Source organism: Micromonospora sp. SH-82 (genome assembly GCF_051132485.1).
Lineage (GTDB): Bacteria > Actinomycetota > Actinomycetes > Mycobacteriales > Micromonosporaceae > Micromonospora.
Genome location: NZ_CP148049.1, coordinates 1,039,210 through 1,052,706, shown reverse-complemented (window position 1 = coordinate 1,052,706; position 13,497 = coordinate 1,039,210). Strand labels below are relative to the sequence as shown.

General features: G+C 71.6%; 12 protein-coding genes and 1 tRNA gene. 7 read left to right on the top strand and 6 right to left on the bottom strand.

Going from position 1 to position 13,497, the window contains the following annotated elements; translation table 11 throughout:
• Positions 1 to 3 precede the first annotated feature (3 nt).
• Positions 4 to 1,287, top strand: a complete 1,284-nt coding sequence (locus WHN02_RS04865; RefSeq protein WP_434742243.1) for an NADase-type glycan-binding domain-containing protein — start codon at positions 4 to 6, stop codon at positions 1,285 to 1,287.
• Here the strand turns inward: WHN02_RS04865 and WHN02_RS04860 are convergent.
• Positions 1,274 to 1,984, bottom strand: coding sequence for an AfsR/SARP family transcriptional regulator (locus tag WHN02_RS04860; RefSeq protein ID WP_434742242.1), 711 nt, complete (start codon positions 1,982 to 1,984; stop codon positions 1,274 to 1,276). The two genes, WHN02_RS04865 and WHN02_RS04860, sit on opposite strands and share 14 nt — an antisense overlap.
• Before the next feature lie 391 nt (positions 1,985 to 2,375).
• Here WHN02_RS04860 and WHN02_RS04855 point away from each other — a divergent pair, with 391 nt between their 5' ends.
• Entirely contained in the window at positions 2,376 to 2,855 is a 480-nt protein-coding gene (locus WHN02_RS04855; RefSeq protein ID WP_434742241.1) for a response regulator transcription factor, read from the top strand.
• Positions 2,856 to 2,927: 72 nt separating this feature from the next.
• Entirely contained in the window at positions 2,928 to 3,647 is a 720-nt protein-coding gene (locus WHN02_RS04850; RefSeq protein ID WP_434742240.1) for a helix-turn-helix transcriptional regulator, read from the top strand.
• Here the strand turns inward: WHN02_RS04850 and WHN02_RS04845 are convergent.
• The 3 genes from WHN02_RS04845 to WHN02_RS04835 form a co-directional block, all read right to left on the bottom strand.
• On the bottom strand, positions 3,640 to 5,883 hold the full coding sequence (locus tag WHN02_RS04845; RefSeq protein WP_434742239.1) for a tetratricopeptide repeat protein: 2,244 nt from the start codon (positions 5,881 to 5,883) through the stop codon (positions 3,640 to 3,642). The two genes, WHN02_RS04850 and WHN02_RS04845, sit on opposite strands and share 8 nt — an antisense overlap.
• Positions 5,884 to 5,970: 87 nt before the next feature.
• Positions 5,971 to 6,219, bottom strand: a complete 249-nt coding sequence (locus WHN02_RS04840; protein ID WP_434742238.1) for a response regulator transcription factor — start codon at positions 6,217 to 6,219, stop codon at positions 5,971 to 5,973.
• A gap of 131 nt (positions 6,220 to 6,350) precedes the next feature.
• Positions 6,351 to 7,331 carry a PaaX family transcriptional regulator gene (locus WHN02_RS04835; protein ID WP_434742237.1) on the bottom strand — a complete coding sequence of 327 codons (981 nt, stop codon included), beginning with the start codon at positions 7,329 to 7,331 and terminating at the stop codon, positions 6,351 to 6,353.
• 194 nt (positions 7,332 to 7,525) lie between these two features.
• Between WHN02_RS04835 and WHN02_RS04830 the strand changes: the two genes are divergently transcribed.
• The 4 genes from WHN02_RS04830 to WHN02_RS04815 all read left to right on the top strand — a co-directional run bounded on the left by WHN02_RS04830 (position 7,526) and on the right by WHN02_RS04815 (position 13,147).
• Positions 7,526 to 8,890, top strand: coding sequence for an extracellular catalytic domain type 1 short-chain-length polyhydroxyalkanoate depolymerase (locus tag WHN02_RS04830; protein ID WP_434742236.1), 1,365 nt, complete (start codon positions 7,526 to 7,528; stop codon positions 8,888 to 8,890).
• A gap of 260 nt (positions 8,891 to 9,150) precedes the next feature.
• Positions 9,151 to 9,885: an NUDIX hydrolase gene (locus WHN02_RS04825; RefSeq protein ID WP_434742235.1), complete on the top strand. Its 735-nt coding sequence runs from the start codon at positions 9,151 to 9,153 to the stop codon at positions 9,883 to 9,885.
• Positions 9,882 to 11,036 (top strand): purine phosphorylase, encoded by a 1,155-nt coding sequence (locus WHN02_RS04820; protein WP_434742234.1) that lies wholly within the window; start codon positions 9,882 to 9,884, stop codon positions 11,034 to 11,036. Before WHN02_RS04825 ends, WHN02_RS04820 begins: the two co-directional genes overlap by 4 nt.
• Positions 11,033 to 13,147: a hypothetical protein gene (locus WHN02_RS04815; protein WP_434742233.1), complete on the top strand. Its 2,115-nt coding sequence runs from the start codon at positions 11,033 to 11,035 to the stop codon at positions 13,145 to 13,147. Before WHN02_RS04820 ends, WHN02_RS04815 begins: the two co-directional genes overlap by 4 nt.
• Before the next feature lie 99 nt (positions 13,148 to 13,246).
• Here WHN02_RS04815 and WHN02_RS04810 read toward each other — a convergent pair.
• Positions 13,247 to 13,322 (bottom strand) — tRNA-Ala (locus WHN02_RS04810).
• Between the two features lie 27 nt (positions 13,323 to 13,349).
• A complete protein-coding gene (locus tag WHN02_RS04805) occupies positions 13,350 to 13,478 on the bottom strand; it encodes a DLW-39 family protein (protein WP_350897735.1) in 129 nt (42 codons plus the stop codon).
• Positions 13,479 to 13,497 lie beyond the last annotated feature (19 nt).

Here is a 13,497-nt window from a genome sequence, read left to right as displayed (position 1 = left end):
CAGGTGACCCCTGGCGACGACTTCTGCGGCACCTGCGGTGCCTTCCTGGACTGGTCCACCGCGACCGACACCCCCGCCCCGGCCCCCCGCCCGACACCGGCACCGCCGAAGGAGGCCACCGCCACCCCGGCCCCCCGCCCCGAGCCCACGGACCCGGACGAGCCGACCGGCCCCCCGGCCCCACAGCCTAGGACGGCACGGCCGGACGGGACAGGCCTGCGGCCGACATCGGCACCGCCGGACGAGCCGACGGACACCCCGGCACCCCGCCCGGAGCCGACGGAGCCGGAACCGGCGACCGACACCTCGGCGCCCGGCCCGGAGCCGGCGGAGCCGGACGGGTCGACCGCCGGGAAGCCGGTCGACCCTGTCGAGCAGGCGCGGAGTCTGGGGCGGGCGGCGGCCCTGGTGGTGCCGGTCCGCCCGGCCGAGGAGGCGGACCCACAGGTGGGGCCGACCGTCGACGAGCCACCAGTCGAGGAGTCCCGCCCCGACCAGCCGGGTGCGGTGCAGCCGGGACGTCCGGTGGCACCCGCCCCGGTGGTCCGGGACTTCACCGGTGACCGGGTCGACGACCCCACCGACGTGACCTGCCTGGCCTGTGCCGCGCGCAATCCGTACGGCAGATCGTTCTGTCGCCGGTGTGGTCGGCCGCTCGCCGCCGACGCGGCGCCGACCACAGCCGTGCCCTGGTGGCGACGGATCCGGTGGCCCCGTCGGCGCTCCGGTGGTGGCCTGGTACGCCGCCTCCTGGCGGTCCTGCTCGTCCTGGCCCTGGTCGCCGGGCTGATCTGGGCCGGGGTCCGGTTCCTGCCGCCCCTGATCGAGACGATCCGGGACCGGACGGCGACGCCGGAGGCGATCCTGCCGGACGAGGTGACCGCCTCCAGCGCGGCCCGAAACCATCCGGCCGCCTCGGCTGTCGACGGTCTCAACAACCGTTACTGGGCACCGGCCACCGACCGACCTGCCGTCGGCGAGTACGTGGAGCTGGCCTTCGACCGGCCGATCCGCCTGTTGGACCTGATCGTGCACACCGGGGCGTCCCCCCGGCAGGACGACTTCGTCGAACAGCCGAGGCCGGCGGAGCTGACCCTGACCCTGGTCACCTCGGACGGGACGTCCAGCACCGTTCCGTTGCGGCTGACCGACCGGCCCGGCCCGCAGGCCTTCCACCACGTGGCGGGGGACGTGACCCGGATGCGGTTGACGATCGCCTCGGTCTACGGGCAGCGGGAGGCGGGACGGGTCGCGTTGGCCGAGGTCGAGGTGTTCAGGCGGCCGTGACCTGCACGGGCCGGGCCGGGGTGGACCTGTCGACGCCGAGGGAGCAGAGCACCCGCTCGTACGTCTGCTGGGTGCGTCGGGCCGCGGCGAGTTCTCCGGCCCGGCGCTGGGCGGTGATCAGCAGACGCCATCCGTCGTCGTGGTATCCGTCCAGCTCCAACGCCCGGCGGGCCACCGTCGCGGCGGGCCGCGACCGTCCCCGGGCGAGTTCCAGACCGGCCAGCAGGACCGCCGCCTCGGCGGCCCGGCACCGGTGCCGGTCCCGCAGGGCGAGGACCCACTCGGCGGCACCGTCCTCCGGGAGGAGGTCGCCGGTGTACTGGTCGAGGGCGTGACGCAGCGCCCGGATCGCCGTCACGTCCTCACCGTCGGCGCGGGCCTGCCGGGCGGTGGCCAGCGCCGTGCCGAAGGTGGTCACGTCGCTGCTCCCACCGATCCCCAGATCCAGCCGGTACGACGAGCCGTCCCGCAGGACGAACCGGGACGCGCCCCGGGCCACCCCCGGCTCCAGGAAGGTCCGCAGGGTCGAGATCCCGACGTGCAGGTTGTTGACCGCGGACCGGTCGGGTAGCTCCGGCCAGAGCGCGGCGGTGATCTGTTCCCGGTGCACGGACCGCCCACCGTGGACGGCCAGGAACCGCATGAGGGCACGGACCCGGGGGCGGATGCCGGACCAGTCGACGGGGGCGCCGTCCACCTGTACACGGAAACCACCGAAGCACCACAACCGCAGGTGCCGGGGACCCACCGATGCCACACGATCGTTCGAAGTCATGTGATTCGTCTCCCTTGTCGCCACGACCACGTGGACTGTCGGGGTCCACGTCCAACGTCCCGCATCAGGCTGCGTCGCGGGCATCGATGCCGGACGACGCAGGCGGGACGGCCTGTGCTGGGGAGAGGTGGGCGACTGGACGCCGCAGGGGGAATTCTTTCCCCGACTCGGGGGACACCGACAGCCGTTATTTCGGGGACACGTCGGAGACTTACTATTCGGTGGCGCCCGATGCACACCGTGGGGGTTGAGCGCCGAGCTATTCGGGAGCATTTCGATGCCGACGGCCGATCCGTCCGAATCCAGCGCATTGATGCTGGTATTGGTCTATTGGGACCGACTGGTCGGTGACCCCTGGGCGCACCTGGCCCAACTCGCCACCGACCGGCTGGTGCTGCTCGTCCTGCCCCCACAGGTGACGGTCGACCCTTTGGCGCTGCTGATGGCGGGGATCCGCGCCGTGGTCCGGGACGGCGACGGGAGCAAGGAACTCGCCCTGGCCCGCGCCGCAGTCCTCTCCGGCGGCTCCTACCTGTCGCCGAGCGTGTCCGCGCTGGTCGGCACCGGAGCACCAGGGGTGAGCCGGCGGGCGTCGGCGGCCCTCGGCCCCCGCGAGGTGGAGACCCTGCGGTGCATCGCCCAGGGGCTCACCCACCGGCAGGCCGCCCACCGCCTCGGCGTCACCGAACAGACCGTCAACACGTACGCCAAACGACTGCGGCGCAAACTCGGTGCGACGAACAAGGCCGAACTCACCCAACGGGCCGTCGAACTCGGCTACTTCCCGGCGTGACCCATTCTTGCCGGTCTTCTTGCCTCGCGTTCCGACAGGGACGATAGTTGACTGCTCACCGAGAGGTGGGCGATGTTCGACGTGTGCGTGGTGGTCGCCGAGCCGCTGGCCCGGCGTGGGGTGCACCAGCTGATCGCGGGAGACCCGCGGATCCGGCGCTGCGTCACCGTCGACGCGGTCGACCAGATGGCCGCTGCCGGTGCCGGTCCGGAGACCGTCGTCGTCCTGGTGGATCCGCTGCCCCACGCTGTGCACTGGTCCTGTGTCCGACATCCGACCCTGGTGATGGTGCCGGAGTCGGCGACGACCGCGACGTACGACGCCATCCACGCTGGAGCCCGCTCGGTGGTCAGCACCGCCACCGAGCGCACCCAGCTACGCATCGCCCTCGCCGTCGCGGCCGCCGGGGGCTTCTACCTCTGTCCGATGCTCTCCGCCCGGCTCCGGGAGGCGGCACCGCCCCGGTGCCCGGCGTCCGGCGGTGCACCGGCCGAGACCGAGACTCCCCCACCCTGCACGCCCGGACCCGGCCCGATCCGGGACCGGACCCGGGCTCGCCCCTTCCGGCGACCGGCACTCGCCCCTCGGGAGGCGCAGACCCTGGCACTGATCGCCGGCGGGCTCACCCACGCCCAGACCGCCCGTCGCCTCGGCATCACCGAGGCCACCGTCAACACCTACCTGACCCGGATCCGCACCAAACTGGACGCCGGGAACAAGGCCGAGCTGACCCGCCAGGCGATCACCCTCGGACTGGTCCACCGCCGTGACGGTGCCGGCCCACTCAGCTGACCTGCTCGTCCAGGATCGTCCGGACCCGCTGCGCGTGCTGCGTCGACGAGAGGTCGTGAGCCGCGGCGAGGATCTCGGTCGCCCGGTCCAGCATCGACCGGGCCCGTCCGGGATCACCCCGACGCAGCAGCACCTCCGCCAGACTCAGATAGACCCGACCTGTCGCGTTCGGGTCGTCCCCGGTCACGAAGTCGTCTATCGCCTCGGTCAGCGTGGCCTCGGCGTCGTCGAACCGGCCGAGGTCGGCCTGGAGCACCCCCAGGCGTACCCGCATCCAGCCGCGTAGCGGCCGACTGGAGAGCCGGTCCGGCAACGCCGTCGACCACCCGGCGTACGCCTCGGTCACCAGGTGCAGCGCCTCGTCGAACCTGCCCAGCGACCGCAACTGGTCCGACAGGGAGTACGACGCCACTATCCAGCCGAGCTTGTCACCGGCCTCGGCCAGCAGCTCCCGGCCGGCACGCAGGTGCTCCGCCGCCTGCTCCGCGCTCCCCGGATCGGACCGGCACCGCACCAGCCCGGCCAGATAGCACCGGGACCACCCGACGGTCCGCAGGTCACCGGCCGCCTCCCCGAGCGCCAGGGCGGTCCGGTACTCGGCGTACGCCTCGTCGACCCGCCCCTCGACCAGGTGCAGTGCCCAGCCACGGCTGTTGCGGTGGGTCGCCTCGGCGACCGGGTCCGCCACTGCCTGAGCGGCCCGGACCGCGAGACCGAACAGCTCCGCCCACGGCACCGCCAGGTGTCGACGGTCCGAATACCAGTACAGCTGCCCGGCTGCGGCCATCACCCGGCGGTGGCAGCCCCGGGCGGCCGCGTACCGGATCGCCCACCACCAGCCGGGACGGTCGGTGTCCAACCAGCTCAACGCCGAGGTGGCGGTGGGGAACCCGGGGGGCGGTTCGGCGCAGGTCGGATCGAGCCACCCCTCCGCCTGCGCCAGCCGCCCGAACAGGTGACGGGCGAGCCGGTCCCGGGCCGCACCCTGTTCCGACGTCGACTCCTCGCCGGTGAACCGCTCGGCGGCGAAGAGCGCCAACAGGTCGTGCAGGACGTAGCGGCCGGCGGTGGTGGCGACGGTCAGCAGACCCGCGTCGGCCAACGCGTCGAGCCGGTCCTCGGTGACCCCCACCGGTTCACCGGTGAGCGCCGCGACGACGGGGGCTGAGTACTGCGGCAGGCAGACCGCGCCGAGCATCCGGAAGGCCCGCCGGGTCGATCCGTCGAGCAACCGGTACGACAACTCGAAGGCGCTGCGCACCTCGATGTCCCCGGCCCGCAGCAGATCCAGTCGGCGCTGTTCGTCACGGAGCCGGTCGACGAGCGCCTGCACACTCCACTCGGGTCGGACCGCCAGCCGGTTCGCCGCCACCCGCAGGGCCAGCGGCAGCCGGCCGCAGAGCCGACCCAGCTCCGCCGCCGCCGCACTCTCGTCGGCGATCCGCCCGACCCCGACCGCCTCGGTGAGCAGGGTGTGCGCCTCGGCGTCGGAGAGCACCCGCAGCGGCAACCGGTGCGCGCCGGCCAGCCCGGCGAGGACACTGCGGCTGGAGACCAGCACCAGCCAACCCGGTCCGCTCGGCAACAGCGGTCGTACCTGGGTCTCGTCCCGGGCGTTGTCCAGCACCAGGAGACCGCGCCGGTCGGCGGTGAGCGCCCGGTAGAGGGTGAGCCGGGCGTCGGTGGACGAGGGCGGCTGCGCCACGCCCAGAGTGGTCAGCAACTGGTCGAGGGCCTGCGCCAGGGTGGTCGGCTCGTCGTCCATCCCCCGCAGGTCGACGAAGAGCGGCCCGCGCGGGAACCGCCCCGCCTGCTCGTACGCCGAGTGCACCACCAGGCTCGTCTTGCCCACCCCGGGTGGTCCGCTGACCACCACGACCCGGCCGGTGCCGTTGCGCCCGGCGAGTTCGGCCTGCTCGCCGAGGCGGGCCAGTTCGTGGGTGCGACCGGCGAAGTCCGCCAGGTCCCCCGGGAGCGAGCCGGCCGGCGGTCCGTCGGGGTCGTCCACGTCCCCGCCGCCCCGGGCGACGGCGAGCAGGTGGGACCGGTCCGGCTCGGACAACCCGAGCCGGTCGGCCAACTCCACCACCGTCCGACGCTGGGGCCGGGCGACCCGGTTCAGTTCGAGATTGCGGACGGTACGCACGGCGACCCCGGCGAGGTCGGCGAGCTCCTCCTGGGTCAGGCCGGCAGCCGTACGGTGCCGCCGCAGCAGGGCACCCAACCGCCCGGTCATCCCCGGCTCCCCCGACCTGCGTGGCGTGAGGTCAACTGCACGACACGGATGGTTACAGACCCGTCGTTCGATCCCCAAACCCCGAGGTCAGTACGGAACCATCCCGTTCTGGTACGCCCACACCACCGTCTGCAACCGGTCCCGTGTCCCGATCTTGGCCATCGCCCGACCCAGGTGCGACTTGACGGTGCTGGTCTCGATGAACAGCTCGGACGCGATCTCCACGTTCGCTCGCCCCGGACTCCAACGCCGGGTCCACCGGGACGGCGTCACGAGCGCCGCCGGCAACCGGGCGGTACGGGAGGTGAAGCGTCTGGCTGCGTCGTCGTGGGTCATGTCGTGCTGCCGCCTTCCGACGCCGTCGGATGTCCGGAGGGGGTCCGGTCTGCGGCACCCGAGGCATGGCACCAGCCTTCCGATTCCACCTTCCCGGGACATCTGACGCAGGACGGCAATCGACCTCCGACCTAGGTCGGAGACTCCCTCCGGTCGGCGGTCGGTACCCCGGCGAGGAGGTCTGCGGTGGTGTGGGCCCGGACCTCGGGTGACGCCCCCTCGGCGAACCGGGCGACGACGGCTCGGACGTGCCGTTCGGCGGTGGGGGCGAGCCCGTCGTACACAGCGACGAACGTCTCCCGGGCGGGCTCCCGGAGCCATCCGGCCGGGAGGAGCCGGAGGGGGAGCTGCGGATCGAGGGTGGGGAAGCGCCGGAAGGTGTCCATCACCTCCGTCCGCGTCCGCACCGCCTCCGCCCCGCCCACCTCCCCGGATGCGATCCTCGGCAGCACCGGCCGCCACCGGTCGAGGAAGTTCTCGTACCGCTCGGCCAGCCCCGCGACGTCCCAGGCGGCCAGGGGGTCACGGTCGGAGGCCGCGTCGAGTCCGACCCACCGGCCTCGGAACACCGCGACGGCGCCGAGGTCGAACTGGGCCAGGTGAGCCCGGGCCTCGACGGTCAACTCGTGCGGCGAGATCCACATTCCGTCGAACAGGGGGGCGAATCCCAGCCACCGGAGCTGACCGCGCAGGGCTCGACGCTGGGTGCTTCGCTCCTGGGGCAGCGAGAAGGCGACGACAGTCCAGGACTCGTCCCAGGAGCGGGTCGTGGCGGTGGCGGTGAGGATCCACCCACCCCCGACGGACAGGTTGACGGCCGCCGACCGGCTGAGCCGGTAGAAGCTGTGGCGCCCCTCTCGACGTCCCTCCAGGACGCCCCGGCGAGCGAGTCGGCTGATCGCGGTGCGGGCGCTGGCGTTGCTCACCTCCGACTCGGCGAGCAACGCGACGATGGCTCCGGAGGGCAGCCACGCCCGGGTCCGCAGGGTGTAGTCGGCCAGCAGGGTCACCGCCGTCCCCTGGGGCGACCTTCCGGTCTGCTGCCGAGGCAGCCGCACCGGATCGTCCCCGTCGTCGGGAAAGATCTCCTCGATATCGAACGGGCTGTTCACCGCAGGCGCTCCGGGTTCGACTCGGGGGCGGGGAGAACGACTGTAGACCGGCCCGGCGCCGAGTCACCGGGAACACCACGGAACCCGCTCCGCTTAATCGAAGTTCGTCGATTGACACTTGTGTGACCGAGGAGAACACTAAGTGCTACACGAAGCCGGTCCGGCCCTGACGTACCAGCGAAGGAGCAACATCGATGAGGACCACACGAAGACTCACCCTCGCCCTGGCGGCAGCCCTCACGGCAGCGGTCGGCCTCGTCGTACCCGCGCTCAGCCCCGCGCACGCGGCGTCACTGGTCGAGGTGACCAGCTTCGGCGACAACCCGGGTCGGATGCGGATGCACGTCTACGTCCCGGACGCCCGCCCGCCCAGTCCCGCGATCGTGGTGGCGATGCACGGCTGCGGCGGATCGGGTCCCGGGTTCCACGCCGGCAGCGAGTTCGCCGCCCTGGCCGACCGGCACGGGTTCGTGGTGGTCTACCCGACCGCCACTCAGCAGGCCGGCTTCGGCAACTGCTTCGACACCTGGTCCGACGTGGCCAAACGGCGTGGGGGCGGCAGCGACCCGGTGTCCATCGTCTCGATGGTCGACCACGTCAAGCGCCAGTACGGCGGCGACCCCCGCCGGGTCTACGCCACCGGCAGTTCCTCCGGCGGAATGATGACCAACCACCTGCTCGCCGTCTACCCCGACGTGTTCGCCGCGGGCGCCGCCTTCATGGGGGTCCCCTACAACTGCTTCTCCGGCGCGGCCGACTACCCGCCCGGCACCAGCCAGTGCACCGGCGGAAACATGAACCGCACCCCTCAACAGTGGGGCGACGCGGTCCGCCAGGCGTACCCCGGCCACTCCGGTCCCCGCCCCCGGGTGCAGCTCTGGCACGGCACCAACGACACCCTCGTGCCGTACACACTCCTTCAGGAGTCGATCGAGCAGTGGACCAACGTGTTCGGGCTCAGCCAGACACCCACCTCGACCGACACTCCACAGCCCACGTGGAACCGCCGCCGGTACGCCGACGCCACCGGCACCGTCCAGGTCGAGGCGTACGCCGTCCAGGGTGCCGGCCACAGCCTGCCCTCGACCGGCATGGCCGCCGCCGCCATCCAGTTCTTCGGCCTGACCAACCCCTCGGTCCCCACCACCCCGCCCACCCCGACGACGCCCCCACCGACCCCGACGACGCCCCCACCGACCCCGACGACCCCGCCACCGGTCCCGACCACGCCACCGGCGTCGGGCGCCTGCCACGTCGCTGTCACCGTCAACGCCTGGAACAACGGACTGACCGCGAACCTCGCCGTCACGAACACCGGGTCCGCTCCCGTCAACGGCTGGTCGTTGGCCTTCACCCTGCCCACGGGGCAGACCCTCACCTCCGGCTGGAACGCCTCCTACACGCCCTCGTCCGGACAGGTGACGGCCCGCAACGTCGCCTACAACGCCGCGATCCCCGCCAACGGAACGATCACCATAGGATTCCAGGCCACCCACACCGGCAACTCCGGCCGACCGACCTCGTTCACCCTCAACGGCGTACCCTGCACGGCCGCCTGACCACCAGTCGACGACGAAGGAGCAGAGCCGTGCAGGCTCTGCTCCTTCGTCGTACGCCCGGGGCACCGTGAAGTTCAGGTACCCCGGGATGTCGGCGTCGAGTTCGAGTCGACCGCCGCGCACCGACTGCATGGCGGCGCTGACAGTGGCCGGCTTCGACACCGACCCCACGCGGGAACACCGTCGGCCCACACCCCGACGACGGATAGCCGACACGTGTCGCCATTTACGTCACTTTGACAAAAAGCTACGGTGAATCCATGTCCGACGATCAGTGGGTGCCACCCACAGTGCTCCTCGCCGTGGACCTCGTCATCCTGACCCTGCGGGAGTCCCGCCTCCAGGTGCTCCTGGTCGAGCGGGGCATCGAGCCGTACCAGGGGGCACTCGCCCTGCCCGGCGGATTCCTCAACCACGCCGAGGAGGACCTGCCGGCGGCGGCGCACCGGGAGTTGGCGGAGGAGGCCGGACTGGACGCCGACCACCTCCACCTCGAACAACTCGGCGTGTACGGCACCCCCGGACGGGACCCCCGAGGACGCGTCGTCTCCGTCGCCTACCTGGCGATCGCACCCCGGCTCCCCGAACCCGTGGCAGGCACCGACGCCGCCCACGCCCGGTGGACTCCGACCGAACAGGTGCTGCCGGACCCGACCCGCCTCGCCTTCGACCACCACCGGATCGTCACCGACGGGGTCGAGCGAGCCCGCACCAAGCTGGAGAGCTCCGCCCTCGCCACCGCCTTCTGCGGGCCGACCTTCACCATCACCGAGCTTCAGGCCGTGTACGAAGCGGTCTGGGGCACCCCCCTCGATCCACGCAACTTCTACCGCAAGGTCCAGGGCGTCGCCGGATTCATCGTGCCTACCGGCCGTACCCGCAGGACCGAGACCGGACGCCCCGCCAAGTTGTTCCGCCCCGGCCCACGCCAGGCACTCCACCCCGCGATGACCCGCCCCACCGTCCTGTCGAACGAGGAGAAGCCACAGACATGAGCAGCGAGGTCGTCGTGATCCTCACGGCACTCAACCTGGAGTACGCAGCCGTCCGTGAACGGCTCACCGATCTGAGAGTCCACCGGCACCCCGCCGGCACCCGCTTCGAGGTCGGACGCCTCGGCCACCGGGGATGTCGCGTGGCGTTGGGACTGGTGGGGAAGGGGAACAATCCGGCGGCGGTGCTCGCCGAACGCGCCATGGCCGAGTTCTCCCCGGCGGCGGTGCTCTTCGTCGGAGTCGCCGGAGCCCTGTGGCCGGACATCGGGCTCGGCGACGTGGTGGTGGCCTCCAAGGTGTACGCGTACCACGGCGGGACAGGTGAGGACGACGGCCTGAAGGCGCGGCCCCACGCCTGGGAGATCGCCCACGGTGCCGGTCAACTCGCCCAGCACCTCTCCCGTACCGGTGACTGGGCTCGCGGTCTCGGTCCGGGCGACGTGCCGCAGGTGCACTTCGGTGCGATCGCCGCCGGAGAGGTCGTCCAGGACTCGGCCGTCTCCGACCAGGCACGGTGGCTGCGTCAGCACTACAACGACGCCCTCGCCATCGAGATGGAAGCCGCCGGGGTGGCCCAGGCCGCGCACCTCAACCGAGCCCTCCCCGTGGTCGTGGTCCGGGGTATCAGCGACCGCGCCGACGGCACCAAGACCAGCACCGACGGACAGAACTGGCAGTCCCGGGCGGTGGCCCACGCCGCCGCGTTCGCGGTGGCACTCGCCCAGGAGTTGGCGGACGACGCCACCACCGAGAACCCGGCTCCGCTGCGCCGAGACGGAAGGAACACAGGTATGACCACCTACAACACGGCGAACGGCAACGCGCGGATCGGCGTCCAGGCCGGACAGATCCACGGCAACGTCACAGTCGGGGCCGAACCGCGGGACCGCCCGGTCGACCTCGCCGCCGCCCTGGCCGAACTCCGCAGCCAGCTCAAGCAGGCCCACCGCGACGGTCACCTCGACGAGGTCACGTACGCGGCGGCCGAGACGGAACTCGACGCGGCAGGCGACTGCCTCCGGGAGGACACGCCCCGCAGTCGCAGCACCCTGGTGGTGACCCTCAAACGGCTGGGCGGCCTGGTAGCCGACGTCGCCGAGTTGGCCACTCGGCTGGCTGCGCTGACAGCCTTGGCAAAGGAGCTGTCATGACGGGACCGGTCACCAACACCGCCGGCGACAATTCCCAGGTCAACGTCCAGGCCGGGGTCGTTCACGGCGACGTCGTCTACTACCAGCTGGCGGCGGACGCCACCCCGGAGAAGAAATTCCGGGTCGGAGTCAGGTACCTCGATGCCAACGTGCTGAAAAGGGCCGGTGCGCTGATCGAGGAAGCCGCCGCCGAGGGCTACCAGACCGACGAGGTGCAGTTCCATCGGCTGCTGGCGCTCCTGAGCAAGCGTCCCCTCAGCCAACTCGAAGGCAAGGACTTCGACCGCCTCGACGCGATCCGCGCCGGCATCTCCAGATTCGACGGCAACGGCCGGTGGACTCTCGGACTACGGGCCGTGGAGAAGCTGCTGACCTCGACCCACAGCCCCGGGGCCGATCCGCTCGACACCACGCTCGACGCCCTGGACCCGGAGGTCCGATTCAAAATCGACTACCACCTCGGGGTACTCCTCGACGGGCCGCAACAGGACCGGCTCTGGTCTCGGTCGATCGAGCAGGCCACCGCCGGCCGGCAGGCCGGTGGCCGGAACGACCGGATATGGATGTTCTTCGAACCCGAGCCGGCCGCCCCACGCGTCGGCGCGGTACGGCCCGCCGCCGTACCGCCCGGCGACTGGCTACGGACGACCGTCGGCGCGATCGGAACCGTCCTCGCCACCGGATACCTCGGGTGGCTCCTCGTCCGGCACGGTGACCCCTTGGCGATGCTCGCCGGGCTGGCCTGCGTCGCCGGGCTCGTCGCCGTCACCGTCGGCGGTGCCGACCGCCACTTCCGGCGGGTACGGCGGCAAGCCAAGGACGCCGCACTGGTACCGCCCGCCAGATCGGGTCGGCGCGCACCGGCCGGAGGGTTCGTCCGCACCGTCGACAGGCACTTCGACCACTACTTCCGGCGGTACGTGCCGCAGCACACCGACCGTGCCCGGTGGATCGACCAGACCGCCGGGATCCGTCGACAGCTCCGCGACGAACTCGTCGACCTCTATCGGGAGCAGCGCATCGACGCCGGGCGGATCCGCTGGCTCGTCCGGCACACCGTCGCCGACGTACGGCACCGGTGGGAGCACGACACCCTGACCGCGTACCGCCGTCAGCTCCGCACGCCACCACGGATCCTGGCCCAGTACCTGGGCGGGCTCGCAGCCATCGCCCTCGGCGCCTGGTCGGCGGTCCCCGCCGCCGTCCGCGAAACCCCTCTCCACGGCACCTTGTGCCTCCTACTCGCAGTGGTCTGCGCGCCGATCGGGATACGAGCCTGGTTCCGGGTCACCGCCGAACGTCGCCGGGTGGAAGCCGACGAGGCCGAGGAGGTCCAGAAGTACAGCGCCCGACGCGAGGCGTACGACAGGTGGCAGGTGAAGCTGCGAACCCGGCCCACCGACGTGGAGGTCGCCGGATGGCTCGAATGCGACCGACGGATCCTCGTCGACGACGCCATGCGCCACTACCGGCTCAAGCCCAGTCAGGTGATCGCGCACGCCTTCATCGAAGCCCCCGCCGAAGGCGCCAAGAAGGCCCGAGTCCCACACGGCCCCCCGCGCTACTCCCGCTACCAGCTGCTGCTGTTCCTGCTCACCACGGACGGGGTACGTCAGGTCGACATCGACCTCGACTTCGAGGCGTGCAACGCCTCGGTCGCACAACGACTCAACTACCGGTTCGACGCCGTTACCTCCGTACGCATGACCGGGATCGCCACCCGGCAGCAGACCTTCGAACTGACGCTGGTCAACGGCGCCCCCATCACGGTCGACGTCACCGAGTCCAGCGACGAGAACCTCCAGCCGGGAGAGGATTCGAAAACCCTCTCCGACGTCGCGCTCGACGCCTCCGGGCTGTCGCCGACCCTCCACGTTCTCGAAGGCATCGCGGCCGAGGGCAAGGAGTGGATCAGACACCAGCGCAAACGGGCCGACGAGCGGTTGGCCACACCGAACCCGTCGGGCAACCAGCGAGAGCACCCCCGGGCGACCAAACCTTCGCCGCCGCCCCAGCGGGACAGGAACCGTCGACCGAAGCCGCACCGCCGTACCGAGAGCGGCGGCAGCGGCCCGCACCCGAGGAAGACCCGGGAGACCCCACCGGAATGACGCCCGCCGACCCGTTTCGGGGACGTCGATCGGCTGCTCGACGAGGAGTGGTCGACCGGTCGGATGCTGTGCCCGGACCAGGATCAGCCGGAAAAGTGCTGGTGGAGCCCAGGGGACTCGAACCCCTAACCCCTGCCTTGCAAAGGCAGTGCTCTGCCAGTTGAGCTAGGGCCCCGTCGGGCGGCGGACGCGCCGCCCGGAATCACCGCAGGTCGGGGGCGGTGGTCGCCTCGTGCCAGAGGGCACGCTCGTCACTGGCGTCCTTGACCTTCTTGGCCACCAAAGCCGCCACACCCACGATGCCGACCAGGAACAGAACCTTCTTCACCATGGGGTTACCCCTAGCGCTC